The sequence below is a fragment of the Marinomonas sp. genome (assembly GCF_039940335.1).
Taxonomy (GTDB): Bacteria; Pseudomonadota; Gammaproteobacteria; order Pseudomonadales; family Marinomonadaceae; genus Marinomonas.
In genome coordinates this window covers 202,358-226,242 of the sequence record NZ_JBDVGW010000005.1, presented here as the reverse complement: position 1 = coordinate 226,242, position 23,885 = coordinate 202,358, and the positions used below count along the sequence as shown (strand labels likewise).

General features: G+C 46.6%; 25 protein-coding genes. 18 read left to right on the top strand and 7 right to left on the bottom strand.

Features of this window, described 5'->3' with window-relative positions; translation table 11 throughout:
* Positions 1-54: 54 nt before the first annotated feature.
* From ABJF92_RS03120 to ABJF92_RS03110, 3 genes are all read right to left on the bottom strand, one after another.
* Positions 55-714: a DsbA family oxidoreductase gene (locus tag ABJF92_RS03120; RefSeq protein WP_446814388.1), complete on the bottom strand. Its 660-nt coding sequence runs from the start codon at positions 712-714 to the stop codon at positions 55-57.
* Positions 715-884: 170 nt separating this feature from the next.
* On the bottom strand, positions 885-1,649 hold the full coding sequence (locus ABJF92_RS03115; protein ID WP_446814387.1) for an SDR family NAD(P)-dependent oxidoreductase: 765 nt from the start codon (positions 1,647-1,649) through the stop codon (positions 885-887).
* A 74-nt stretch (positions 1,650-1,723) separates the two neighbouring features.
* A complete protein-coding gene (locus ABJF92_RS03110) occupies positions 1,724-3,184 on the bottom strand; it encodes an NAD-dependent succinate-semialdehyde dehydrogenase (RefSeq protein WP_446814386.1) in 1,461 nt (486 codons plus the stop codon).
* Between the two features lie 272 nt (positions 3,185-3,456).
* On the opposite strand from ABJF92_RS03110, the gene araD reads away from it, so the two are divergent.
* From araD to ABJF92_RS03085, 5 genes are all read left to right on the top strand, one after another.
* Positions 3,457-5,178 carry an L-arabinonate dehydratase gene (araD, locus tag ABJF92_RS03105; RefSeq protein WP_446814385.1) on the top strand — a complete coding sequence of 574 codons (1,722 nt, stop codon included), beginning with the start codon at positions 3,457-3,459 and terminating at the stop codon, positions 5,176-5,178.
* Positions 5,179-5,946, top strand: a complete 768-nt coding sequence (locus tag ABJF92_RS03100) for an HpcH/HpaI aldolase family protein (protein ID WP_446814384.1) — start codon at positions 5,179-5,181, stop codon at positions 5,944-5,946.
* An 11-nt stretch (positions 5,947-5,957) separates the two neighbouring features.
* Positions 5,958-6,506 (top strand): TRAP transporter small permease, encoded by a 549-nt coding sequence (locus tag ABJF92_RS03095; protein WP_446814383.1) that lies wholly within the window; start codon positions 5,958-5,960, stop codon positions 6,504-6,506.
* A 4-nt stretch (positions 6,507-6,510) separates the two neighbouring features.
* Positions 6,511-7,797 carry a TRAP transporter large permease gene (locus ABJF92_RS03090; RefSeq protein WP_446814382.1) on the top strand — a complete coding sequence of 429 codons (1,287 nt, stop codon included), beginning with the start codon at positions 6,511-6,513 and terminating at the stop codon, positions 7,795-7,797.
* Positions 7,798-7,858: 61 nt separating this feature from the next.
* The gene (locus ABJF92_RS03085; RefSeq protein WP_446814381.1) at positions 7,859-8,611 is read left to right on the top strand and encodes a TSUP family transporter; all 753 of its coding nucleotides are present in this window, start codon (positions 7,859-7,861) and stop codon (positions 8,609-8,611) included.
* A gap of 17 nt (positions 8,612-8,628) precedes the next feature.
* On the opposite strand, the gene ABJF92_RS03080 is transcribed toward ABJF92_RS03085, so the two are convergent.
* Positions 8,629-9,366 carry a GntR family transcriptional regulator gene (locus tag ABJF92_RS03080; RefSeq protein WP_446814380.1) on the bottom strand — a complete coding sequence of 246 codons (738 nt, stop codon included), beginning with the start codon at positions 9,364-9,366 and terminating at the stop codon, positions 8,629-8,631.
* 210 nt (positions 9,367-9,576) lie between these two features.
* Here ABJF92_RS03080 and ABJF92_RS03075 point away from each other — a divergent pair, with 210 nt between their 5' ends.
* Complete coding sequence (locus ABJF92_RS03075; protein WP_446814379.1) at positions 9,577-10,647, top strand: TRAP transporter substrate-binding protein; 1,071 nt, start codon at positions 9,577-9,579, stop codon at positions 10,645-10,647.
* Between the two features lie 82 nt (positions 10,648-10,729).
* Here the strand turns inward: ABJF92_RS03075 and ABJF92_RS03070 are convergent, their stop codons facing one another.
* Positions 10,730-11,626, bottom strand: coding sequence for a LysR family transcriptional regulator (locus ABJF92_RS03070; RefSeq protein ID WP_446814378.1), 897 nt, complete (start codon positions 11,624-11,626; stop codon positions 10,730-10,732).
* Positions 11,627-11,735: 109 nt separating this feature from the next.
* Here ABJF92_RS03070 and ABJF92_RS03065 point away from each other — a divergent pair, with 109 nt between their 5' ends.
* On the top strand, positions 11,736-12,947 hold the full coding sequence (locus ABJF92_RS03065) for a Gfo/Idh/MocA family protein (protein ID WP_446814377.1): 1,212 nt from the start codon (positions 11,736-11,738) through the stop codon (positions 12,945-12,947).
* 65 nt (positions 12,948-13,012) lie between these two features.
* Here the strand turns inward: ABJF92_RS03065 and ABJF92_RS03060 are convergent, their stop codons facing one another.
* The gene (locus ABJF92_RS03060; RefSeq protein WP_446814376.1) at positions 13,013-13,852 is read right to left on the bottom strand and encodes a 2OG-Fe(II) oxygenase family protein; all 840 of its coding nucleotides are present in this window, start codon (positions 13,850-13,852) and stop codon (positions 13,013-13,015) included.
* A gap of 413 nt (positions 13,853-14,265) precedes the next feature.
* On the opposite strand from ABJF92_RS03060, the gene ABJF92_RS03055 reads away from it, so the two are divergent.
* The 11 genes from ABJF92_RS03055 (at position 14,266) to ABJF92_RS03005 (ending at position 22,705) form a co-directional block, all read left to right on the top strand.
* Positions 14,266-14,832 carry a YqgE/AlgH family protein gene (locus ABJF92_RS03055; RefSeq protein WP_446814375.1) on the top strand — a complete coding sequence of 189 codons (567 nt, stop codon included), beginning with the start codon at positions 14,266-14,268 and terminating at the stop codon, positions 14,830-14,832.
* Positions 14,832-15,290 carry a Holliday junction resolvase RuvX gene (gene ruvX, locus ABJF92_RS03050; protein WP_446814374.1) on the top strand — a complete coding sequence of 153 codons (459 nt, stop codon included), beginning with the start codon at positions 14,832-14,834 and terminating at the stop codon, positions 15,288-15,290. The genes ABJF92_RS03055 and ruvX overlap by 1 nt, the downstream gene beginning before the upstream one ends.
* An 85-nt stretch (positions 15,291-15,375) precedes the next feature.
* Positions 15,376-15,885: a bifunctional pyr operon transcriptional regulator/uracil phosphoribosyltransferase PyrR gene (gene pyrR, locus ABJF92_RS03045; protein WP_446814373.1), complete on the top strand. Its 510-nt coding sequence runs from the start codon at positions 15,376-15,378 to the stop codon at positions 15,883-15,885.
* Positions 15,886-16,002: 117 nt separating this feature from the next.
* The gene (locus ABJF92_RS03040) at positions 16,003-17,010 is read left to right on the top strand and encodes an aspartate carbamoyltransferase catalytic subunit (protein WP_446814372.1); all 1,008 of its coding nucleotides are present in this window, start codon (positions 16,003-16,005) and stop codon (positions 17,008-17,010) included.
* Positions 17,011-18,285: a dihydroorotase gene (locus tag ABJF92_RS03035; protein ID WP_446814371.1), complete on the top strand. Its 1,275-nt coding sequence runs from the start codon at positions 17,011-17,013 to the stop codon at positions 18,283-18,285.
* A gap of 100 nt (positions 18,286-18,385) precedes the next feature.
* On the top strand, positions 18,386-19,513 hold the full coding sequence (locus ABJF92_RS03030; RefSeq protein WP_446814370.1) for a diguanylate cyclase domain-containing protein: 1,128 nt from the start codon (positions 18,386-18,388) through the stop codon (positions 19,511-19,513).
* A gap of 88 nt (positions 19,514-19,601) precedes the next feature.
* On the top strand, positions 19,602-20,312 hold the full coding sequence (locus tag ABJF92_RS03025; protein WP_446814369.1) for a YggS family pyridoxal phosphate-dependent enzyme: 711 nt from the start codon (positions 19,602-19,604) through the stop codon (positions 20,310-20,312).
* Positions 20,313-20,373: 61 nt separating this feature from the next.
* Positions 20,374-21,195 (top strand): pyrroline-5-carboxylate reductase, encoded by an 822-nt coding sequence (gene proC / locus ABJF92_RS03020; RefSeq protein ID WP_446814368.1) that lies wholly within the window; start codon positions 20,374-20,376, stop codon positions 21,193-21,195.
* A 12-nt stretch (positions 21,196-21,207) separates the two neighbouring features.
* The gene (locus ABJF92_RS03015) at positions 21,208-21,750 is read left to right on the top strand and encodes a YggT family protein (protein WP_446814367.1); all 543 of its coding nucleotides are present in this window, start codon (positions 21,208-21,210) and stop codon (positions 21,748-21,750) included.
* A 168-nt stretch (positions 21,751-21,918) separates the two neighbouring features.
* Positions 21,919-22,404, top strand: coding sequence for a pantetheine-phosphate adenylyltransferase (gene coaD, locus ABJF92_RS03010; RefSeq protein ID WP_445976637.1), 486 nt, complete (start codon positions 21,919-21,921; stop codon positions 22,402-22,404).
* A 49-nt stretch (positions 22,405-22,453) separates the two neighbouring features.
* Positions 22,454-22,705, top strand: coding sequence for a YfhL family 4Fe-4S dicluster ferredoxin (locus ABJF92_RS03005; RefSeq protein ID WP_445976638.1), 252 nt, complete (start codon positions 22,454-22,456; stop codon positions 22,703-22,705).
* Positions 22,706-22,777: 72 nt separating this feature from the next.
* Here the strand turns inward: ABJF92_RS03005 and ABJF92_RS03000 are convergent, their stop codons facing one another.
* Positions 22,778-23,878: an ion channel gene (locus ABJF92_RS03000; RefSeq protein ID WP_446814366.1), complete on the bottom strand. Its 1,101-nt coding sequence runs from the start codon at positions 23,876-23,878 to the stop codon at positions 22,778-22,780.
* Positions 23,879-23,885 lie beyond the last annotated feature (7 nt).

Below are 23,885 nucleotides of genomic sequence, written 5' to 3'. Positions count from 1 at the left end.
ACCATGAAAGTGGTACTGCTTTTTTTGTGTTACCTTTTATCGAACAAGAAAAGCTTAAGCCTGAGCTTTTTCCTTCTCTAAAATCTCTTCTAGGGCTTGTTGAAACTGCTCCGCTGGTTGGCCACCAGAAATTGCATACTTGTTATTGATGATCACCGTTGGTACAGAGCTAATACCGTTTTCATGCCAAAACTTTTCTAATTGGCGCACTTCGTCACTGTAATAACCATTCTCTAGCACCCCTTTGGCAGTTTGGCGATTAAGCCCAACATCTGCAGCAATGTCGGCCAAGATTTGGTGATCGCTCACATCTTGATTATGGGTGAAATGGGCTTTAAACAAAGCGTTTTTAAGTGGCGCTTGCTTACCTTCTAGGTTTGCCCAGTGCAATAAACGATGAGCATCGAAGGAGTTGCGCATACGGCTTTCAGGGCTGAAGCTAAATTCAAAATCGACTTCTGCGCCTCGGGCTTGAATCATCTTACGGTTTTCACTGGACTGCTCAGGCGTGATGCCATATTTCTCAACAATGTGCTCAGCGAAGTTTTGTCCTTCTGCTGGCATTTGCGGGTTCAATTCAAAAGGCTGGAAAGTCATCTCGCTGTTAACCTTCTCATCCAGATTAGCGAGAGCGATCTCAAGGTTGCGCAGCCCAACCACACACCAAGGGCACATGATATCGGATACGAATTTGATCTCTATTGCTGCTTTCATAACATTCTCTCATTAGTTTGTCGTTACAGCATTGTTTAGGGCGTAAAGGGAAAATAAAAGCCCATATTCGTAAAAGCTTTTGAGGTTGCGCATGATTTGCACAATATAGACAGGATATTAAGAGTGCTTTAGCCTTTATCCCTAGAGTGTAAAGGCTAAAGCTGGTGATGCTAGACGATACCGCCATCAACAATAAAGTTCTGGCCTGCACAAGCGCGGCTGTCATTCGACGCAAGGAATAGCGTCATAGCCGCCACTTCTTCGGGTTGAATGCGAAACTTTAATGATTGCAGATCAATGAATTGCTGATCAATCTCTGGGGTCAACCAAAGGGCTTTCTGACGTTCGGTCACGATAGCACCGGGCACGACGGAATTCACACGAATGCCACGAGGGCCAAGATCACGAGCCATGGTTTTGGTTAAGGTGTGGATCGCGCCTTTTGAGGTGGTGTAGCCGACCATTTCATGGCGACCACGCATCCAACCAATAGAGCCCATGTTAATGACACTCGCGCCTTCTTTCATCCACTTTACTGCCGCTTGCATACCAAAAAAGTGAGGGCGTAAGTTGATGTTCAAACAGTTATCCCAGTATTCAGGGGTAACATCTTCCATATTATGGCGATCGTCTTTACCTGCGTTATTAACCAACACATCAAGGCCACCCAGTTGCTCTGCGGCTTCGTCTATGGCGGTTTGTAACTCAGCGATATCTCGCACATCTACTTGTTTAAACCAAGGCGTAGCTTGATAAGTGTCTTCCAGTCTTTTATTTAGGGTCAAAGAGACGCTTTCATCGATATCAATGTAAGCGACTTTCGCGCCTTGCTTGATAAAGTTCTCAACAAGGCACTCACCGATGCCAGAACCGCCACCTGTGATGAAAATGACTTTGTCTTTTAATGAAGGGTAAACATTGCTTAATGCCGGCATTAGATTCTCCTGTCGACAAATGAAAACAAGGTGCTTACGGAACGCGTAAGCACCTAAAATGGGATGAAAGGGACTTACTTATCTAAGCCTGCCAAACAAACATATTTGGTATTCACATAGTCGTCGATACCGTATTTAGAACCTTCACGACCCAATCCAGATTCTTTGTAACCACCAAAAGGTGCGACTTCTGTGGCGATCACGCCGGCGTTTACGCCTACTAGTCCGGACTCTAGTGCTTCGGCAACACGGAAGATGCGGCCAATATCACGAGAGTAGAAGTAAGACGCTAGGCCATATTCTGTGTCGTTTGCCAACGCAATCACATCTTCTTCTGTTTCAAATTTGAACACTGGTGCCAGCGGGCCAAAGGTTTCTTCTTTGGCAAACAGCATGTCTTGGCTAGCGTTAGCGATAACAGTTGGGTGATAGAAGTTCGTCCCCAATTCGTGACGTTTACCGCCCGTGACCAAGGTGCCGCCTTTTTGGATGGCGTCTTGCACATGTTCGTCAACTTTATCGACCGCCGAACTATTAATCAGCGGGCCTTGCTCAACGCCAGACTCTGTACCGTGGCCAATCTTCATGGCCGCGACTTTTGCAGCGAACTTTTCAACAAAGGCATCGTACACGCCTGCTTGCACATAGATGCGGTTAGCACAGACACACGTTTGCCCAGCATTACGGTATTTCGAGATCATTGCACCTTCTACGGCATCATCAACATTGGCATCATCAAACACCACGAAAGGCGCGTTGCCGCCAAGCTCAAGGGAGACTTTTTTCATGGTGTCGGCACAGTCTTTCATTAGCAACTTGCCAATCGGTGTTGAGCCTGTGAAGGTCAGCTTACGGACAACTGGTGAATCGGTAAGGGTCTTGGCAATTTCACGAGCCGAGCCGACGACGATATTGATAACACCAGCCGGAATGCCTGCTTCTTGCGCCAAGACGCCCATCGCCAATGCACTTAAAGGCGTTTCGGACGCTGGCTTGATAACAATGGTACAACCAGAGGCCAAAGCAGGGCCGACTTTACGAGTGATCATGGCCGCAGGGAAGTTCCACGGGGTGATGGCAGCACAAACCCCTACAGGCTCTTTCAATACCATGATGCGGCGGTCAGGAGCATAGGTCGGAATCATATCGCCGTAAATACGCTTGCCTTCTTCTGCGAACCATTCAATAAAGGACGCCGCGTAACCGATTTCGCCGCGGGATTCAGCTAAAGGCTTGCCTTGTTCAGCGGTCATTAACTTAGCTAAATCGTCTTGGTTGGCCAGTAGTAGATCGTGCCAGCGACGTAATAGTGCGGCACGCTCTTTAGCGGTTTTTTTCTTCCAAGTCTTTTGTGCGGCTTCAGCGGCAACAATGGCATCTTGAGTTTCTTCCGGCCCGACACTGGCAATAGTGGTAATGAGCTCACCCGATGCAGGATTAAAGACATCCAGTGTTTTTCCATTTTTAGCGTTGACCCATTCGTCGTTAATTAAGCATTTGGTTTGTAGCAGTGCACTATTTGATAGTTCGAGCATGGTGTACCTCAGTAATGATCCAGTGTGTTTTTATTGGCTTTCGATCGTAAAAACAATGATCAAGTCTCTAATTTATAAAAGAAATCTTACCTTTTTAACGTTTCAAAGAGGCTTTTTAATCGCGCAATTTAAAAGCAATTATAGGATAGTTCTTGACTTGTCTTATGTCTTATATAAGATTTATAACACAAGTTTCAAGAAGCCGTAAATAAGAAGCGTTTGTTAACTTGATGAAACAACAATAACAATGGTTAAAATTACAGGATAGTTACATGGCGAAACAGATTGAAGATCTTCGCAGTCAGCGATGGTTTGCTCCTGATAACATGCGAGCTTTTGCCCACCGTCAGCGAACCCAGCAAACCGGCTATAAACGTAGCGATTTTATGGGGCGTCCGGTTATTGGCATTATCAATACTTGGAGTGACATCAGCACTTGTCACACGCATTTAAGAGAGCGAGCGCAATTTGTCAAAGAAGGCATTATTCGCGCTGGGGGCTATCCATTAGAGCTGCCCGCCATGTCGCTTGGGGAAGTGATGGTAAAGCCGACCACCATGATGTACCGCAACTTTCTCGCCATGGAAACCGAAGAGCTACTGCGCAGTCATCCAATTGACGGCGCTATCTTGATGGGCGGCTGTGACAAAACCACCCCCGGCCTCCTAATGGGGGCGATCAGTATGAACATCCCCGCTATTTATATCCCCGCCGGTGCCAGCTTAAACGGTAACTTTAAAGGCCAAAAAATTGGTACGGGCACACATACTCGAAAATTCTGGGACGAAAAACGTGCCGGTAATTTAAGCGACGAAGATTGGCTGGAACTCGAAGCTAAGATGACCCGTTCTGTGGGCACCTGTAACACCATGGGTACCGCATCGTCGTTAACCTCGATGGCGGAAGTGCTTGGGTTTTGTTTACCGGGCTCAGCCACTATTCCAGCCGCAGATTCTGCTCACCAAAGGCTCTGCTCTTTAGCAGGCGAGCGTATTACCAAAATGGTCTTTGAAGATCTTACGCCAAAGCAGCTCGCCACTCGCGAAGCCTTTGAAAACGCCATTGTTACCTATGTGGCGCTGGGTGGTTCTACCAACGGTATTATCCATCTAATTGCCATGGCAGGACGCGCTGGCATTGATTTGCCAATGGCCGATTTCGATCGCTGGGCGCGCAAGGTTCCAGTCATTGCTAACCTAATGCCGGCCGGTGAATACCTGATGGAAGATTTATTCTACGCAGGTGGTCTACCCGCACTGTTAACTCGTCTTAAAGAACATCTGCATCTGGATCAACTTAATGTGAATGGTCGCACTCTAGGGGAAAATCTAGAGGGTGTGGAAATTTACAATGAAGACGTGGTTCGTCCATTGGATAACCCAGTGAATGATCGAGGCACGATTGGTGTGATCACCGGTAATCTTTGCCCTGATGGCGCGGTGTGTAAACCGTCGGCAGCGTCTCCTCATTTATTAAAGCATCGCGGCAAAGCCTTGGTGTTTGAAAACCATCATGAAATGAATGCTCAAATTGATGACCCAGCGTTAGACGTGGATGAGAACACCGTTTTGGTTCTCAAACAAGCGGGGCCAATTGGTGGGCCGGGCATGCCTGAATGGGGCGGTTTACCTATCCCGAAAAAGCTTTTGCAAAAAGGTGTCCGTGACATGGTGCGCATTTCCGATGCTCGTATGAGTGGCACTCACTATGGCACTTGTATCCTACATGTGGCGCCAGAATCCTATGTTGGCGGGCCTTTGGCTTTCGTTAAAACCGGTGACTGGATTGAGCTAGATGTCGAACAACGCATCCTTAATCTTGATATTAGTGATGAAGAAATGGCCGCTCGTAAAGCGGCTTGGACGCCACCACCGCCTAAGTTTGCCCGTGGTTATGGCGCCATGTTCTCAAGCCATGTAACCCAAGCCAACGCAGGTTGTGATTTTGACTTTTTACAAGGTGACGCTGTCATCGATGAACCGGAGATTTTTTAAATGAGTACAACAATAAATCCTTTTAAACAGCGTTTGATCGATGGCCAAAAAATGGTCGGTGGCTGGACGCTATCAGGTAGTGCGACAGTGGCCGAAGTCATGGCTTTTTTAAATTATGATTACCTCGTTGTGGATCTAGAGCACAGTCCTGCCAGTATTCATGACACAACGCCGATATTACGCGCCATTGAGCAAACACCAACGATGCCGGTTATTCGTATGCCGAGTCATGATGCCATTGCTATTAAGCAGGTGTTGGATCAAGGCGGCATGACGCTTTATTTTCCATTTGTAGAATCCGTAGAAGAAGCCAAAGCACTGGTTCAAGCCAGCATGTACCCACCGTTAGGTAAGCGCGGTTTCGCTAAAATGCATCGTGCGGCGCGTTACACCACTCGTGAAGATTACCCGCAAGCGGCCAATGAGCAAATGTGTTTGATTCCTCAGTTGGAAACACCTGAAGCACTTGAGTTGGCGGTAGAAATTGGTCAATTAGAAGGTATTAGTGCCGTCTTTATTGGCCCTGGTGATCTATCCATGACCATGGGTATGCCGGGTCAGGTGAATCACCCCGAAGTACGCGCCAAAATCGAAAAGTGCGTAGCGGCTTGTAATGCGGCGGGTATTCCCGTGGGTACGGTAATGCCGTCTCCGGAAGATGCAAAGTGGGCGCTAGAAATTGGCTTTAGCTTTGTTTCAATGGCGAACGATTTGGCGAATATGCTGAATCAATGCAAGGCGCATTTGGCGCAAATGAACAAGGATTAATAGGTATCCCCATGCTTTTATTGACAACAATAATAACTTGGCTGGGGCGCTTAAACGCCTCGATAATATTTATCTTCAAGTATCTTGCGATAACGGCTGTGGCCGTGATGACCCTGTCGATCCTAGTGCAGGTGTTTTGCCGTTATGTACTGGATAACTCCTTGCCTTGGTCGGAAGAGTTAGCGCGCTATTTGATGGTGTGGATGACTTTTCTTACCCTGCCAGTGGTGTCTCGTATGAAGCAACATGCGGCGTTGGACATCATTCTTGGTGCTCTGCCTCGTCGTCCCGCGCTTATCCTTGAACTTATCTTGTATGTCTTGATGGGCGCAGTGCTGTACTACGCCTTTGATCGCAGCCTAGGTTTTGCCATTAAGGGTGACCGAGTGTTGGCCACGGCGTTGCCGATTACCAAGGCTTGGTCTTATATGGCAATGCCAGTGGGTTTTGGCGTCATGATGATGGTGTATGTGGAGCTGTTCTTAAAAGCTGTGGTTGATTTTGTTACCGGCGCTCCGAAAAGTACACCGTTAGCTTCCACCATACAGAGCGAGGGATAAGAGCATGGGCATCGCATTTTTCTGGATATTATTATCTGTCATGTTTTTGGGCATGCCAGTGGCATTTGCCTTGTTGTTTGCCCCTGGGGTGAGCTTGTTTTTGGAAGGCAAAGAAATGTTTTACCTGCTGCTAACGCAGCGACTGTATAACGGTATCGATAGCTTTCCACTAATGGCAATACCCTTCTTTATGTTGGCCGGTGAGGTCATGAACCGAAGTGGTATTACCCTGTCTTTGGTGCAAGTAAGTCAGGCCTTTATTGGTCACTTACGTGGCGGCTTGGCACAAATTAATATCTTATCTTCTATGTTGTTTGCGGGCTTAAGTGGCTCGGCCGTTGCTGACTGTTCGGCTCTGGGTAAAATGCTGATTCCAGCAATGGAGAAAAACGGCTATTCACGGCGTTTTGCCGCAGCCGTCACGGCGGCATCGTCTGTCATTGGGCCAATCATTCCGCCAAGCGGCATTATGATCTTGTACGCATTTGTGATGAATGTGTCAGTGGGTGGCTTGTTCGCAGCGGGGTTAATTCCGGGTGTGCTGATCGGTGGTAGTCTGATGCTGATGACGTGGTTTTTGGCGCGTCGTCGTGGTTATAAAGTTGCTTCGGAAAAAGCCACATGGGGCGAACGTGGCACAGCGGTTAAGCAAGCATTTTGGCCTTTATTGACGCCAGTAATCTTACTTGGCGGTATTATCTCAGGAGTGTTTACACCGACTGAAGCAGCCGCCGTCGCCGCCGCGTATGCTTTGGCAGTCAGCTTGCTTTCTAAAACCATGACAGTAAGTTCGTTACCAGATTTGCTCTATGCTACCGCTAAATCTTCTGCGGTAATCCTATTTCTTGTGGGCAGTGCAGTGGCGTTCTCATCTGTGATTAGCTTGTCTGGGGCACCGCAAAAGATTGCCTCTTTCATGGTGACATTGACAGAGAATCCATTGCTTTTGTTGTTAATCATCAACATCCTATTGTTGCTGGTGGGTATGTTCTTGGATGCGGGACCAGCAATCTTGATTCTAGGGCCTATCCTAGGACCTATCGTGACTCAGTTCGGTATTGATCCATTGCATTTCGCCATCGTGATGTGTGTCAACCTTACCATTGGTTTAACCACGCCTCCCATGGGCTTGGTGCTCTTTGTTGCTTCCAGTGTCAGTGGTGAAAAAGTAGAAACCATTAGCCGCGAAATGCTGCCTTACTTGGCGGTACATATCTTCGTGATCTTGTTGATTACTTATATTCCAGCGTTAACCATGACGCTGCCTCGTCTGTTTGGGTTTGCCTCATAAATGAGGCCACTCACAAAGTTATGCAGGGCACAGTTGTGCCCTTTACCTGACAGGAGGCAGCATGGATATCGATGGTTCTAGTTTATTATTGCTGCTGTTTTTCGCGCTTGGCAGCTACATACAAGCCACCACAGGGTTTGCTTTCGGACTAATCGTTGTGAGCAGTGTGTCCGCCCTTGGTTTAGCGCCTATTGAGGTGACAGCGTTTGCGGTAAGTGTACTAAGTCTCATTAATGCAGGCTTAGGTTTACGGGGCGGTGATTGGCGAGAGATAAACCGCCGTGCGTTTGTCGGATTCCTTGTACCTTGCCTTCCGGCTATTGTGGTTGGGGTTTGGCTGTTGGAGTATCTTGGGGACAATGCCATAGGTTGGTTAAAGTTCAGCCTAGGTGTGTGTATTGTGGTGAGCAGCTTGATTATGATGATACAGGCGCATCATGAGCGACAAGAGTCTTCGACGGGTGCGTTTGCACTAAGTGGTGTCATAGGCGGTGTAATGGGCGGTATGTTCGCTACGTTTGGCCCGCCAATCACCTTCATGATGTATCGCCAGCCCGATGCTCAAAGCAGAATACGGGCGACTTTGCTGGGCATTTTCTTCTGTACTGCTACTCTGCGAGTAACATCCGTGAGCTTAACCCAAGAAGTGGATATGGCCACTTGGTGGTTGTGCGTGGTGGGCTTTCCGGTGGTGGTTGCAATGACACTTATTGCGAAGAAATTTCCTCTGCCGATATCCAGTCGAACCATGCGTTTTCTAGCGTTTAGCTTGCTGTTATTGTCTGGTGCGAGTTTAATTTGGCAAGGTCTATAGGGCCTGCCAAATTGGCGCTAATTTAGTTCGACAAGATAATGAAGATTCTCGGTGTTGGCACGACTGAGACGATACTCCACAATACGACCATCCAACGATTTTGCCGTACGAGCTACTTCTAATAAGGGCTGACCCAGCTCGACATTCAATACGTCCTTATCTTGCTCAGTGCTCAGCACCGCCTTGATGCTGTCGGTGGCTTTGTGGATGGTAATGTTGAACTGCTGTTGATAGTAGTTATACAAAGAATGGGGCAATTTCTCGACCTGTTCTAAATCCGCGAAATAGCGCGCTGGAAGATAGATTAACTCACGAATACTGCTGGCATCTTGGACAAATCGAACTCGGTGAATTTCGATCACTTGATCATCGTTTTCAAGCTCAAGAATTTGGCGTATGGCGTCGCTTGGGTGAATAAGACGAGTGGCGATCAGCTTGGCGTTAGGCAACTCAGCCGCCACATCGCCATTGTCGCTTTTAAAATGGAAAAAGTGGAACAGCATCTTTTGTAAGGTGTGTTCAGAAACAAAGGTGCCTACCCCTTGACGACGGAACAAGACATTGTCTTCCGTCAGAGCGTTAAGCGCCTTACGAACCGTACCTTGGCTAACGCCTAATAAGTCTGCCAGTTGGAATTCACTCGGCAGCATTTCGCCAGGTTTCCAAACACCCTCAATAATACGAACGGTGATCAGCTCTTGTACTTGCTGGTAGAGGGGTTTGAAAGTCGGTGCGGGTTTATTACTGCTGGCCATTTTGTTTCCTATCACTTTTTTATCTAAGAATACCTAAAGGTAAGAAAAAAAACTGTTCTTTTCTTGCACTACATGTCTTATATAAGATATAAAACCATCATAGCAAGAAAACACTAAATGTCACCATGAAAAAACGTGTCATTTGGTAAGCCTGCTTTTAATGTTTCCATAACATGAGTGCTTTAAAAAAATAACAACGGAGCTTTCGTAATGAAAAAAACTACCTTCTTAAAATCGACTGCCAGCAAATTCGCCCCAACACTTGTTGCGGCCTCTATGGCGGTTGCCGCTCTGCCTGCGCTAGCAGCCGACTATGAGTTCAACATTGTTCATCTTTCAAACACTAGTGATGAAGATTACGACGGTGCCGTGGTACTGAAAGACTACGTGGAAGCTCAGTCGAATGGCCGTATCCAAGTGAATATTTATTCTGGTGGCCAGCTGTGTGGTAACCCAACGGAGTGTATTGAGGCCCTACAGGCCAACCTAATTCAGGTGTTCAATACCACAACAGGGGGGTTAGCCAACGTCTTCCCTGAAATCCAAGCGCTAGACATTCCTTATATGTTCCCAAGCGATCGTATTGCTGAGTGTGCGCTAAACAGCGAACTATTGGCGGGTCCTATCCGTAAAGAGCTTTTGGACAGAACGGGCAGCTTGCGTCTAATGACGATCGGTAACACTGGCGGCTGGCGTAACTTTGCGACAACTGACACACAGATCAAAACACCTGCTGATGTGAAGGGCCTAAAAATCCGTACCATTAACTCACCAATCCAAATGGAATTGGTAAAGTCCATGGGTGGCAGCCCAACCGCAGTGCCATGGCCTGAGGTTTACACATCTTTGGCAACTGGCTTAGTGGAAGGCTCTAAAAACGGTATTACCGATATCATGGGGATGAAATTTAACGAGCACATTAAATACATGACGCTGGATGGTCACGCTTACATGGCGTCTATGTGGTGGATGAATAACGATTCCCTAAAAGATATGCCAGAAGATCTTCAGCACATCATGATAGATGGTTTTGATGCGCTACGCATGGTGACGACGGTTATGCCTAAGCGCCGCCAAATCGAAGCTTACAATGCTTTCAAAGCCGCTGGCGGTACGATTTACGCACCAACAGCGGATGAAAAAGCACAATTCCAAACGGCGGCTAAGCCGGTTCGTGATTGGTTTATTACAGAGTACGGTGCTAAGTGGGTGGATATCACACAAAACGCTGTCAATGCTTGTGAAGCGTCGATCGACAAAGCTTACATGGCGCAACAATAATTCGCTAAAACCAATCGCAATATGAGTTTGATGTTCCGTTTAACCAGTGGCCTATGGCCACTGGTTTTTTTTGACTCAAGCTTTATTGCCCCCGAACACCATGCTCTTGTAAATGTTCAATTAAGCGGCTCATTAAAGGGCTCTGGCTATTTTTACGCCACATAAAGTGAATGGCCAGTTCAGGTAATTTACCTTCAATAGGGCGAAAGGTAAGACCTTCGCGCTGATCAAACTGGGTAGAGTCAGGCACTAAGGCAATGCCAACGCCCGCTGCCACTAATGTTCTAGTGGTTTGTGTAAGGCGTGCGACCTGCACTATGTCGGGCTCTACACCGGCGCTGTGTAGGTGATGCATGATTTGATCATAGAGTGATGGGTGGGCTTGGCGAGCAAAAGAAATAAAGGGTAACTGGTGCAGTTTAATGAGTGGGACAACCGTTAACTCAGCCAAAGGGTGATGTTCCGGCAGCGCCAAAATATGTTGCTGGCTCTCATAGTGCTGGTGTTCTAAATCAGCGGTGTCCATAAGCGGATTATAAAGCACCATAGCTATATCGAGCTTTTCTGCATGCAAAGCGTCCAGAGCTTGGCTGGTGGTCATTTCCTCTAGGTTAAGAGTGATGTCTGGGTTGTTTTGTTTAAAGGAGGCAATACCCGCAGAAAAATGCGGTGTCCCTGCTGCCCAAACAAAGCCCAGTGACAAATTACCCACTTTGCCTGTTGCCACGCCTCGAACCGATTCTTGGACCTTTTCCCAATTTTCTATCATGGCTCTGGCTTGGGGTAAAAACGCTGCCCCAGCGGGCGTTAGGGTGACTTTTTGACTGCTGCGTTCAAACAGCTTTGCGCCCATTTCATCTTCGATGGCTTTGATTTGCTGGGAGAGAGGGGGCTGCGCTATGTGTAAGCGCGCGGCCGCACGGCCAAAATGCAACTCCTCAGCGACGGTAACAAAGTAATGTAATTTTCTAAAGCGCATAAGACGTTTTTTATATTAAAGATGATAGAAAGATATATTAGACATTATGATGCTGTTTTTCTATCTTAAGCCCACAAAATAAAACTAATAATTTGTTAGGACAGGCATCATGAGCAGAGAAAAAATAGACGGTCAATTATTCAGCTACACAGGCCCAGCTTTCCATTACATCAATGAAGAAGAGCGCCACTTTTTCGCAAAAGAGCCCGCTCAATTTAAAGTCAGCTTAATCGGCTGTGGCATGATAGGAATGGAGCACATGCGTGTTGCCACCCGTGTTGGGCGCTCAGCGATTCATGGTGTATTCGATCTTAATGAACGCAGTATTAAAGTAGCGAAAGAAGAGTTCGCTAAAATTACCGATGAAGACTTCAAGGTTTACGAAAGCCTAGAGGCTGCTTGTAATGATCCAGAAGTAGACGGCATTCTGATCTGTACGCCAAACTACACTCACCTAGACGTACTAAAAGTTGCGATCAAATCTGGCAAGCACATCTTCATGGAAAAGCCGATGGCAACCAAATTAGAAGATGCTTACGAAATCACCAAAATGGCCAAAGAGTACGGTTCTGTACTGCAAATTGGTCTGCAATACCGTTATAAGTCTATTTACAGTGAAGCCATTCATGAAGTGCTAGAGCGCAAAGCTGTGGGCGATGTGAAAATGATCAACATCATGGAGCACCGCATTCCTTTCCTAGACAAGGTTAATCAGTGGAACAAGTTCTCTAAATACTCAGGTGGTACCTTGGTAGAGAAATGCTGCCACTACTTTGACCTAATGAACTTATTCGCCCAGTCTCGCCCTGTACGCGTTTACGCCAATGGCTCTCAGTCGACTAACTTCCGTGATTTTGAGTTTAAAGGTGAGAAGTCCGACATTCTAGACAGCGCTTTTGTAACTGTAGAATATGAAAACGGTGTCCGTGCTGGCTTCAACCTGTGCATGTTCGCCCCTATGTTCCACGAAGAATTACTGGTGTGTGGCGATGAGGGTCGAGTGAAAGCCGCCGAGATTGAAGACTTTAGTGAAAATGCGCGTTTGCGCACGGAAATGGAAGTTTTCTGTGGTCAAAATCGTCCCTCTAAAACTTCTCAGCCAAGCTATCCGAAACTGATCGAAGCGTCTGGTCACAATGGGGCAACGTGGTTTGAACACGTGGCTTTCGCGGACCAAATGGCTGGCAAAGAATCAGACAGTGCAACGGTAGAAGAAGGTTTCTGGTCTGTTGTGGTAGGTTGTGCAGCAGAGGAATCCGTAAAAACGGGTAAAATCGTTGACGTTGCGGACTTGCTGAAAGCAAAAGGTATTGATCTATAACTAAGTAGACCAATAGGCCATAAAATAAAACGCCCAACAGTGCTTGCTGTTGGGCGTTTTATTATTTAGATAACACCAAGCTCGACCAGTCTTTCATGCAGGTAGCTGCCTGCAGTATGGCGTTCCGATAACACCACTTCGGGTTTAGGGTGTAAGAACAAAGGTAAAGAAATACGCGACTTAGTTTTGTCAGCCCCCTCTGGATTGATGACACGGTGGGACGTTGATGGGAAGTAGCCACCAGAGGCTTCTTGAAGCATGTCACCAATGTTGACGATCAAGGTGCCGAAGTCACAAGGCACATCCATCCAGCTACCGTCTTTGGCTTTCACTTGCAGGCCATGCTCATTCGCTGAAGGTAAGATAGTGAGCAGGTTAATGTCTTCATGAGCACCCGCACGGATAGCGCCTAGCTCTTCATCACCTTTAAGTGGCGGGTAATGCAATACTCGAAGTAGGGTCTGGTCGCTGCCATCCACCATGCTCGAAAGGGTTTGCGAATAGTGCTTCGCAATATCGGCAGGCGTGAACGTTTCTACCCAAGTCAACAGCTCAGCCGCCAAGTCGTTGGCTTCGCTGTAGTATTGAGCCAGTTTGGCTTTCTTGTCTGCAGGGCATTGGCCCCAAGGGTAGTAATGGAAGTATTCCTTAATGTCTTTCTTAGTGTGGCCTTTGGCCGTTTCAGAAACATCGGGCGGGAAATAACCGTCTTGAGTGCCAACGTTGTAGCGATAGTCATATTTGCTATCAGCATCGAAAAAAGTCTGCCACTCCGCATAAATTGCACTGACTAAGGCTTTTTGGATAGGGTGGTTTTTTAAGACCCCAAAGCCTGTTTCGTGCAAGGATTTAACAAAGTCTTGTTGTGCAGTGGCGCTGGTGTAGTCAACGGCTTCAAGTTTCATGGTAGTGCTCCTAAAAATTAGCGTGTTACGAGTTTCATCGAAAATAAAGGGACAAAACCAGCAGGCTAGGAAGACCAACCACTGTGGAAAAATAAGCGCAGATCAATTGATTCAGCGCAATAATGGCTGCGCATCAATTGAGTTTGCGGATGAGGCATTGCTATGAACATACTTATTTTCCGTATTAAACAAGATGACCGACAGCTCAAGCTGTATGAATTTTCTATTTTACTGCCCGATTGGTTAATTTTGAAGCCGTACAACATAAAAAAACATGTTTTGGCTGGGTAAATCCCAACCTTCGCCTATACTGCATTGAATCAGCTGAGATTTTTAGCTGTTTTTTTTGGTCTAACACCTAGACCTATCCTTGGCGCGAACCCTGCGCTTTATATAAAAGAGGGCTCAACAATATGACTGCATTTTTTGATTCGTTTAAAAATCACTTCCTTATTTCTATGCCTCACCTTGATGACCCGCACTTTGAACATACCGTAATTTATCTTTGCGAACACAACCACGATGGCGCTATGGGCATCATCATTAACCGACCTTCTAGTATCGACTTTTCGGAATTGGCGGATCACCTTGGTATTCAGGTGGCGAACCCTAGACTGGCGTCCGAGTTGATATATACAGGTGGACCAGTAGAAGCTGAACGTGGCTTTATTTTGCACTCGGCTGAGAAATCTTGGGGAAATACCTTAAAAATTACCGATGAAGTATCTTTGTCAGCTTCCTTAGAAACCCTTGAGAATATAGCGGAAGGTAAGGGGCCAAGAGACTTTCGAGTCACGTTAGGTTGTGCAGGGTGGGATGGAGGTCAGTTAGAAGAAGAAATTGCGAATAATGATTGGCTAGTATGTGAAGCGGATTTAGACGTATTATTCCATACACCAAGCGAACTGCAGTTTTCAGCGGCAACGAATGTGCTGGGAATTGATATCACGCGACTTTCACCGGACATAGGACATGGTTAATGACAGCAACACCTTCATCAAGTGATCAGCAAAAGCCCAATATTGTTAACTCAGTATTGGGCTTTGATTTTGGTACCTCCCGAATGGGCGCAGCGATCGGCCAAAGCATTACGGGCACAGCAAGACCGCTGGCCCCGCTTAAAGCAAAAGATGGTATTCCGAACTGGGACGAAATCGCCAAGTTAGTGGACGAGTGGCAGCCCGATGCATTTGTGGTGGGTTTGCCTTTGGATATGGATGGCACAGAAAATGAAATGTGTCAGCGTGCTCGTAAATTTGCCAAACGTCTGCATGGTCGTTTTAACCGCCCTTATTTCATGATGGATGAGCGTTTGTCCTCTTATGAAGCGAAAGGACAGGTAATTGCTCAAGGTGGTCATCGTAATTTTAAAGAAAATTCAGTGGATGGTTTAGCCGCCCAAATGATCGTTGAAACTTGGTTTATGGAATCGCAATAAAGTAGCGAATATCCTCGCCTAATAGGATAAAATACCTGCACATGTTAGGCATTTGTCGAGAATTCAACGAAGGTACTAGGTGGCAATGAAATTAGATGTAGAACAGTCGATATCGTCGATGAAGACGAAAATTGCAGAATACTGTCTGCAAAAGAATATTTACAACCCTATTGTCGTTGGTATTCACACTGGCGGAGTATGGGTTGCCAAGCAACTCTTAGACGCCGTACCAACCCAAGAGCCGTTAGCAACACTGGATATCACCTTTTATCGTGATGACTTCACTCGCGCAGGCTTAAACCCTAAAGTGAATCAAACTCTGCTGCCTTCCATTGAAGGTCGCCATGTAATTTTGGTAGACGATGTGTTGATGTCTGGGCGTACTATCCGTGCAGCCATGAATGAAATTTTCGACTTTGGCCGTCCTGCCAGCATCAGCTTAGCGATTCTTTATGATCTGGGGCGTCACGAATTACCTATTAGTGCAGATATCGTTGGTGAAACACTGTCGCTACAAGCGCACCAGCGTATCAAGTTATCTGGACCTGATCCTCTATCTGTCGCACTGATGGAAACAGCAAAAATGGTCAGCTAAAAGCACACAAAGGCTTGCTCGATATGATGCACTCCTTTGGCATGAACTAGACTTTGGATACCCTATTTAGAAACAGAGCAAGGCGACACAGCCTTCACAGTTTGAGGAAAGCAAACCATGATGCGATCCGACCCTCGGGCACTACAGCTAAATGAGCGCGGTCAACTAAAGCACTTCCTAACCTTGGATGGATTAGATAAAACCATCTTGACAGAAATCCTCGATAGAGCGGATTCTTTCCTATCCATGGGGGAGCAATCGGTTAAAAAAGTTCCCCTTTTACGCGGTAAGACGGTCGTAAATTTATTTTTTGAAAACTCTACTCGTACACGTACCACCTTCGAACTTGCCGCGAAACGCCTTTCTGCCGATGTCATCAACCTAAACATAGAGACCTCGGCCACCTCGAAAGGCGAATCTTTACTTGATACTCTGAAAAATCTTGAAGCCATGCAAAGTGATATGTTTGTGGTACGTCACTCAGACAGTGGCGCAGCGCATTTCATTGCTGAGCATTGCACGCCTAATGTTGCCATCATTAACGCGGGGGACGGACGACACGCACACCCGACACAGGCAATGTTAGATATGCTGACTATCCGTCGACATAAAGGCCAATTTGACGGGCTGAAAGTGGCGATTGTTGGTGACATTCTTCATTCACGCGTGGCGCGTTCTCAATTGCATGCGCTCACCACCCTAGGGGTCGATGAAGTTCGCTTAGTAGGGCCAAAAACCCTAGTGCCAAGTTACTTCTCAGAAATGGGTGCGACCATTTGTCATGATCTAGAAGCGGGCCTACGTGATGTCGACGTCGTCGTGATGCTGCGCTTACAGAAAGAGCGTATGGCGGGCGGCTTATTGCCAAGTGAAAGTGAATTTTACCGATTATACGGCCTCACAGAAGAAGCCTTATCTTGGGCTAAGTCAGATGCCATTGTGATGCACCCAGGGCCAATCAATCGCGGCGTGGAAATCTCTTCGGAAGTGGCAGACGGCGAGCATTCAGTAATTTTGAACCAAGTAACCAACGGCATCGCCGTGCGCATGGCTGTCTTATCCATGGCGATGAGCGGCCAGTTGCAAACAATAGAAGACAGTAATTCAGCGGGGGAGAATGTCTAAATGAAATTACGAATTCGTAATGGTCGACTGATGGACCCTAGCCAAGGTTTAGATACACAGGCAGATCTGTTTATTGACAACCAAAAAATTGTTGCGATTGGCGAAGCCCCAGCGGATTTTGACGATGCACAAGAAGTGGATGCCAGCGGCCTTTGGGTACTACCTGGATTAGTCGATTTAGCGGTGTCGCTACGTGAACCTGGTTTTTCCCAAAAAGGCAGCATCGCCAGTGAAGGTCGTGCCGCGGTATCGGGTGGTGTGACCACCTTGATCTGCCCACCAGATACAAAACCGATTGTTGACACGCCTTCTGTGGCGGCTCTCATCCAAGATAAAGCCGATGAAGCAGGCATGGCCAATGTGTTTCCGTTAGGTGCTTTAACTCAAGGTCTAGACGGTGCACACTTAAGCAACATGGTGTCTTTGACGGATGCTGGTTGTATTGCGTTATCGAACCATCGTCATCCGATGGCCAGCAGCAAAATTCTGACTCGTGCGTTAGAGTACGCCGCTTCCAATGATTTATTGGTGGTTTTCCACTCAGATGAAGTGAGTTTATCTGAAGGCGGTTGTGCCCATGAAGGTTTGATGTCGACGGCTCACGGTTTGGCGGGTATTCCTGAAACGGCGGAAACCATCGCCCTGATGCGCGATTTATTGTTAATCGAGAAAACAGGTGTACGGGCTCACTTCGCACGTATCTCTTGCGCAAAATCCGTTGAAATGATCGCCAATGCGCGTGCGGCGGGTCTAGATGTTACCGCCGATGTGGCCATCCATAACGTATTGTTAACCGACAGTGTCTTGAATCAATTTGATGGTCATTACCATGTTATCCCTCCGCTACGTAGCGAGGCGGATCGCCTAGCGCTGATCGAAGGGATCAAGAATGGCGTGATCTCAGCAATTTGTTCGGACCATCAGCCTCATGAAAAAATGGCTAAAGTTGCGCCATTTGCCGCGACCGCTCCCGGTATGGCCAACGTGGAAGTGTTATTACCCTTGGCTTTACAGCTGGTGGAACAAGGTTTAGATCATGCGACGATCCTGAGTCGTATTACAGCAGGACCTGCGTCGTGCTTTGGTCTAGAGGCAGGTTCTCTTGCCGTGGGTAGCTTTGCTGATTTCGTGCTATATAAAGAGGACGAACAGTGGCAATGGACGCCCGAAAACCGAAAAACAAAAGGGCACAATTCGCCGTACATAGGCGAGTCTTTTACTGGTAAAGTATTAGCCACTTATGTTTCTGGTCAGTGTGTTTTTGCTAACCGTTAACATTTTTCCTCTTGGATAAGGAAGAGCAAGGGTCGGGTTGTATCTTGGTCTTACTTTACTTTTTTTATAGGCGAGTTAAGCTTGTCTAAATGATCAATTAATGACGGTTCTTTTTATGGATATAAATGTACCGAATACTTCGTCGGATGCGACAGAAGTATTACGAACAAGAGCAACCTTAGCTGAGAAAGAAAGAGACTTTATACGAAGCCTTTTTGATTACTCATCGCAAATGTTAGAGCCCATCGCAAAAGGCGTGGCGCTGACGGGTATGATGGTGGATATCCATGCGAAAATTCGTGCATCCATGAAGTTTGCTTACTGCTTGTTTTTGGAGTGCGATAAAGACTGTCTAGAATGGCAAGTTAAATCCATGGATGATGTGTCTAAGAAACTAGCGAATCATCAAGGTGATCTAACGAGCATCCCTCAGTCTTTGCTGACGTTTGCTGCCAGTCCTTCTTGCCCTATCAGACATGAAGACAGTCTGCGTGATGCGAAGCATTGGCAAATATGGCGTGAGTTTTATGAAGAGAACGGTTTCACGTCATTGTCTATGGTAAGTACGCCAAGCAGCGACGGAAAAATTCAGTTGACGCTTGTTTTTCAGAATGCTCAGAATGCGATTAATACATCATTGATGGAATTGGCTTTGCAAACCTATGCAGGCTGGATCCAAGCCGCGCTTACTCGTGATAAAGCAGACCGCCTATTGCTGGAAGACAGTCACAGAAATGCTGTCACTGGCTTTTTGAATCGCTATAGCTTCGAAAACAGCTTTGAATTGATGCTGAAAGACTGTCGCCGTCATTTTCAGCGTGTCGCACTATTGTCTGTGAAAATACTGTCTACTTCTAAGCTGGACCCAGATGAGTTACGTGCCTTTGCTGAAGTGGTAACAGAGACCGTACGCGATAATGATCTTGTGGCGCATTTTGAAGAGCGTGAGTTGGTGATTGGTATCCGTATTCAAAATATGGAAGATGCCGAAGTCGTGGGTACTAAGTTACTCAAGACGTTGCAAAAGCCTGAATACAAAACCAATCGTTTGGTACAAGACGGTATTGCGCTTGGTGTTGCCTTCTATCCTGAGTGTTCCTCTGTAGAAGAGCTATACAAATCGGCGTTGTACGCAGCGAACTCTTTGAAATCATCTAATGGCTTCCGCATCGAGTTCCACGGTGAATTGTACGCAACTACGTCAGAGCTTTACCCGAACCAATCTTAATCGATCCGTTCAAATATCGCTTTGTGGATAACATATAGTTAAATGGCTTAATTCGTTAAGCCATTTTTTTGTTAGGAGAAAACGTTTAATGATCACCGAGAGCCAGCAAGTTGCCGATAATTTAGTGGATGTCGTCGCCAAGATAAGTGAGTACGAGCAAGCATTCGCCCGTCCGCAGGGCGCGGTAAAATTATTGGCGGTTAGTAAAACGAAACCTGTTAGCGCTCTGCAAGCCGCATACGACGCAGGCCAGCGTTTATTCGGTGAGAACTACGTGCAGGAAATGGTGGAAAAGCGCCAAATTCTTGAGCAATTGAGCGACATTGAATGGCATTTTATTGGCCCTATTCAATCGAACAAAACTCGTCAAATCGCTGAACATGCAGATTGGGTACATACCATAGATAGAGAAAAAGTTGCCCGTCGTTTAAGCGAGCAACGCCCCAGTCATTTAGACAGTTTGAACGTCTGTATACAGATCAATATCAGTGGCGAAGAAAGTAAAGCGGGCATTGCGTTTTCCGAACTAGATGATATGGTCGAATTAATAAACAGTCTACCGGGTTTGACCCTAAGAGGGCTAATGGCGATTCCTGCGCCATGCTCGGATCAGCAAGCGCAACAAAAAGTTTATGCGCCCTTACAGCAAGCCTTCCTTGAATTAAAAGAAGGCGACAATATGATAGATACATTATCGATCGGAATGACAGGAGATATGCCCGCGGCAATTGCTTCTGGCAGCACCATGATTCGAATTGGCACCGCGATTTTTGGTGCACGAGACTATGCGTCTCGTTAAGAATAGCTTGGTCAAAACGTCGAAATTCATACCTTAATCCATTGTAGTAATAGGAAATAGAATGACAGCAAACGTCGCCTTTATTGGTGTAGGCAACATGGCTAGAGCCATTATTAGTGGCATGATCGCAAGTGGTTATGCAGCGCAAAACATTATCGGTACCTCTCGCACAGCAGAAAAGCGTGAAGCTTTCCAGCAAGAGTATGGTATTCGCATGTTGGCGGATAACAACCAAGCCGTCACTCAAGCAGATGTGGTGGTATTGTGTGTGAAACCTGCGCAAATGCAGGGAGTAATAGAAGACTTTGCTGAACAAGTGCGTGAAGGCCAAATGTACATTTCCGTGGCCGCAGGTGTTGAACGCAGCGCCATTGAACAATGGTTGAACAAAGACGTTGCTGTGGTACGTTGTATGCCAAACACCCCATCCCAACTGGGTGCTGGTATGAGTGGGTTAATTGCCAACCAACAGACAACAGACGAGCAAAAAAGCTGGGTAAGTGAATTGTTTAGCCGCGTTGGTGATTCTGCTTGGGTAACAGACGAAGACCACATGCACGGTGTGACCAGCTTGTCAGGGAGTTCTCCTGCGTATTTCTTCCGCTTCCTAGAAGCCATGATCAAAAGTGGTGTGGCACAAGGGCTGGATGAAGCGACGAGCCGTAAGTTGGCGACTCAATCTATGCTGGGGGCTGCAAAAATGGCTACCGAGCTGGAGGCGCCTATTGCTCAGTTGCGTCGCAATATTACTTCTCCTAACGGCACGACAGAGCAAGCGGTGTTATCTTTTGAAGCCGCAGGCATTGATACAATCGTCGATGATGCAATGTCGGCTTGTGTGAAACGTTCGAAAGAAATGGCCCGTGACTTCGCGGCGAAATAAGGAAAACCGATCATGAATTCAGATCCTTTTATTCTGTTAATTAAAACACTGGGCAACTTATATTTATTTGTCGTGTTATTGCGCATGGTATTGCAATTAACTCGAGCTGATTTTTATAACCCTATTAGCCAAGGGGTGGTGAAAGCCACAAGCCCGCTAGTTTTACCGCTGCGCAAAATCGTACCTTCGATTGGCCGCCTTGATACGGCCTCTTTGGTATTGGCTTTGTTAGTACAGCTGGTGACATTAATACTGATCGTCACCATTAAAGGGGTATCCATCGCACCTCTAAGCTATGCGATTTATACCTTGGGTGGCACCTTGTACCATTTGCTGGATCTGTATTTCTGGGCAATGTTGATTTCTGTCATTCTTAGCTGGGTTGCGCCTGGGGCAAGCCATCCGGGAGCCATGTTGGTGGGGCAAATCACATCGCCTTTATATCAAACATGCCAGCGTTTCATTCCGCCACTTGGTGGTTTGGACTTGTCGCCTATCTTTATCTTCTTGGCGATTACCTTCTTGAAGCAGTTCTTGGCGCCATTTGTTGTCTAACTCCATCGCCCTTATATACAGTGCGTCAATGACTGCGATAATAAGGGCGAATTGAGTACAGAGTCGTATTCCTATATTATGCGACCCCACAATGGGAAATATAATAAACAGGCGTGATGCCTAGGCTAATCCCAGCCGCTGATCCCTTAATCATTTTGGATGAAAGCTATGAGTACGATTGCAGTTTATCCGGGTACATTTGACCCTATCACGAACGGCCATATGGATTTGGTAGAACGTGCGTCGAAACTGTTTGAAAAGGTTATCGTAGCGGTTGCTGCGAGCCCTAAGAAACGTCCTGTGCTTTCTCATGAATTGCGTATTGAGCTAGCAAAGAAAGTGTTAGGCCATTTGTCTAACGTAGAGGTTGTTGGCTTTGATAATTTGCTAACGGAGTTTACTCGCTCAGTAAATGGCAACGTTGTGGTGCGTGGCTTACGCGCCGTGTCAGACTTTGAATACGAGTTCCAGTTAGCCAATATGAACCGTGCTATTGCACCAGATGTTGAAAGCTTATTTTTAACGCCGTCGGAGAAGCATTCGTATATCTCTTCGACATTGGTACGCGAAATTGCCTCATTGAATGGCGACTTCGGTCAATTCGTGAACCCAGAAGTCGCACGTGTTTTAAAAGAACACTATGGCAACCTTTAATTAATAATTTCGCTTATTGCTGATAATTAAGCGTTTTTAGGAGTGAGTAATGTCTCTGATCATCACTGATGAATGCATTAACTGTGATGTATGTGAACCTGAGTGTCCAAATGAAGCGATTTCTCAAGGTGATGAAATTTACGTCATTGAGCCTGCTAAATGTACTGAGTGTGTGGGTCATTTTGACGAACCTCAGTGTCAGCAAGTCTGCCCAGTAGACTGTATTCCTTTAGATCCGAATCATAAGGAAACAGAGGAGCAGTTAATGGAAAAGTACTTGGTGTTGACCGGCCAGCTGTAAGAGCCGCTTAGCCCCGTAGAGAACCCGTAACACAGACCTTATTAGGGTCAATGTTACGGGTTTTTTTATGTCTTATAGAAAGAGCCTGCGAATATCATCAGCGGGTGGTAGGGGCTGATCGTCATTGACTAAAATGATCAATGAGTTCGTGGTAATGCTGCTGCCAGTCTGTGGGTGGGTAATGATCTTACCATCACGGTCTTCGTAGCCAAGGGCTGTGCCTATGTCGTTTTGTATTAAGGTGATCACGACTTTTGACCAAGTCACCTGCTCTAGGTGTATATCAAGGCGGATAGTGTGGTCCCCTTGATGGCGAAATAGGTTTTCCAGTACCTGCTCTGTGCCCGGCGCAATAAGGGAACGCACCAGCATTTCAGGGTACGCTCGAACAGGGCGTATGACGGCATTTGCCCCAGCGCTGCGAAAACGGGCGCGGTTATTGTCATTAATCGCCTCAGACATGATGAAAGCCGGTGTGTTGTAGGACTTAATGCGATGCAATATATCAAAGGTTAAGCTGTCGCAATGACCGTCTTGTACATCTGGTGCTAGCACAATAATGTACTTAGCCGTTTTAACCCCTGCGCTTAGCAGCATGTCTTCTTCTGTCGCATCGCCTGTTAAATGCACGACACCTAAATTACGCAGTTTAGGTGGAAGCCCTTCAGGGAAATCTGGTGTCAGAATTTGAATTGGTGTGTCTTCTAGTTCAGGTGTAGAGCAGACCTGTGAAATGAGCAGCTCTAAGTAGCTCTCGGCATTATATTTTGGGGTATTGATAATTAAGATATGGTCGTTCATTTTAGTCCACTCCAAGCGGCCTTTAATGTGCAATTCTTTTCGGGTGATTCTGAGCTCGACATAGTCACTGGCAATTTGCGCTAGCAGTGTGATACCCATGCCATAAATGAGCACTATGGTGGAAAACTGCCCCCAAAAGGTCGCTGCCGAGATATCACCATAACCTGTGGTACTGGCAGACGTCATGGTCAACCAGAAGGCTTGCCACCAATTTAAATCCTCGAAACTCACCATCGCAATGCTATGAGCGGCGATTACTCCAGCAAACAGCAGAAATCGCTTTTGCAGATCTTTCACATCGTGACGATGGATTTTTTTACGAAATTCTCTACGGCGGTTTCTACGTTTTAGTAACAATGGAAAAGCGTTCATGTAGGCT

Coding starts and splice junctions, on each gene's coding strand:
- ABJF92_RS03055 (WP_446814375.1), top strand. CDS start 14,266: ATGACTGCATTTTTTGATTCGTTTAAAAATCACTTCCTTATTTCTATG.
- ABJF92_RS03035 (WP_446814371.1), top strand. CDS start 17,011: ATGAAATTACGAATTCGTAATGGTCGACTGATGGACCCTAGCCAAGGT.
- ABJF92_RS03115 (WP_446814387.1), bottom strand. CDS start 1,649: ATGCCGGCATTAAGCAATGTTTACCCTTCATTAAAAGACAAAGTCATT.
- araD (WP_446814385.1), top strand. CDS start 3,457: ATGGCGAAACAGATTGAAGATCTTCGCAGTCAGCGATGGTTTGCTCCT.
- ABJF92_RS03075 (WP_446814379.1), top strand. CDS start 9,577: ATGAAAAAAACTACCTTCTTAAAATCGACTGCCAGCAAATTCGCCCCA.
- ABJF92_RS03005 (WP_445976638.1), top strand. CDS start 22,454: ATGTCTCTGATCATCACTGATGAATGCATTAACTGTGATGTATGTGAA.
- ABJF92_RS03120 (WP_446814388.1), bottom strand. CDS start 714: ATGAAAGCAGCAATAGAGATCAAATTCGTATCCGATATCATGTGCCCT.
- ABJF92_RS03110 (WP_446814386.1), bottom strand. CDS start 3,184: ATGCTCGAACTATCAAATAGTGCACTGCTACAAACCAAATGCTTAATT.
- ABJF92_RS03070 (WP_446814378.1), bottom strand. CDS start 11,626: ATGCGCTTTAGAAAATTACATTACTTTGTTACCGTCGCTGAGGAGTTG.
- ABJF92_RS03030 (WP_446814370.1), top strand. CDS start 18,386: ATGACGGTTCTTTTTATGGATATAAATGTACCGAATACTTCGTCGGAT.
- ABJF92_RS03025 (WP_446814369.1), top strand. CDS start 19,602: ATGATCACCGAGAGCCAGCAAGTTGCCGATAATTTAGTGGATGTCGTC.
- ABJF92_RS03095 (WP_446814383.1), top strand. CDS start 5,958: ATGCTTTTATTGACAACAATAATAACTTGGCTGGGGCGCTTAAACGCC.
- ABJF92_RS03065 (WP_446814377.1), top strand. CDS start 11,736: ATGAGCAGAGAAAAAATAGACGGTCAATTATTCAGCTACACAGGCCCA.
- pyrR (WP_446814373.1), top strand. CDS start 15,376: ATGAAATTAGATGTAGAACAGTCGATATCGTCGATGAAGACGAAAATT.
- ABJF92_RS03060 (WP_446814376.1), bottom strand. CDS start 13,852: ATGAAACTTGAAGCCGTTGACTACACCAGCGCCACTGCACAACAAGAC.
- ABJF92_RS03090 (WP_446814382.1), top strand. CDS start 6,511: ATGGGCATCGCATTTTTCTGGATATTATTATCTGTCATGTTTTTGGGC.
- proC (WP_446814368.1), top strand. CDS start 20,374: ATGACAGCAAACGTCGCCTTTATTGGTGTAGGCAACATGGCTAGAGCC.
- ABJF92_RS03080 (WP_446814380.1), bottom strand. CDS start 9,366: ATGGCCAGCAGTAATAAACCCGCACCGACTTTCAAACCCCTCTACCAG.
- ABJF92_RS03100 (WP_446814384.1), top strand. CDS start 5,179: ATGAGTACAACAATAAATCCTTTTAAACAGCGTTTGATCGATGGCCAA.
- ABJF92_RS03015 (WP_446814367.1), top strand. CDS start 21,208: ATGAATTCAGATCCTTTTATTCTGTTAATTAAAACACTGGGCAACTTA.
- ABJF92_RS03000 (WP_446814366.1), bottom strand. CDS start 23,878: ATGAACGCTTTTCCATTGTTACTAAAACGTAGAAACCGCCGTAGAGAA.
- ABJF92_RS03040 (WP_446814372.1), top strand. CDS start 16,003: ATGATGCGATCCGACCCTCGGGCACTACAGCTAAATGAGCGCGGTCAA.
- ABJF92_RS03085 (WP_446814381.1), top strand. CDS start 7,859: ATGGATATCGATGGTTCTAGTTTATTATTGCTGCTGTTTTTCGCGCTT.
- ruvX (WP_446814374.1), top strand. CDS start 14,832: ATGACAGCAACACCTTCATCAAGTGATCAGCAAAAGCCCAATATTGTT.
- coaD (WP_445976637.1), top strand. CDS start 21,919: ATGAGTACGATTGCAGTTTATCCGGGTACATTTGACCCTATCACGAAC.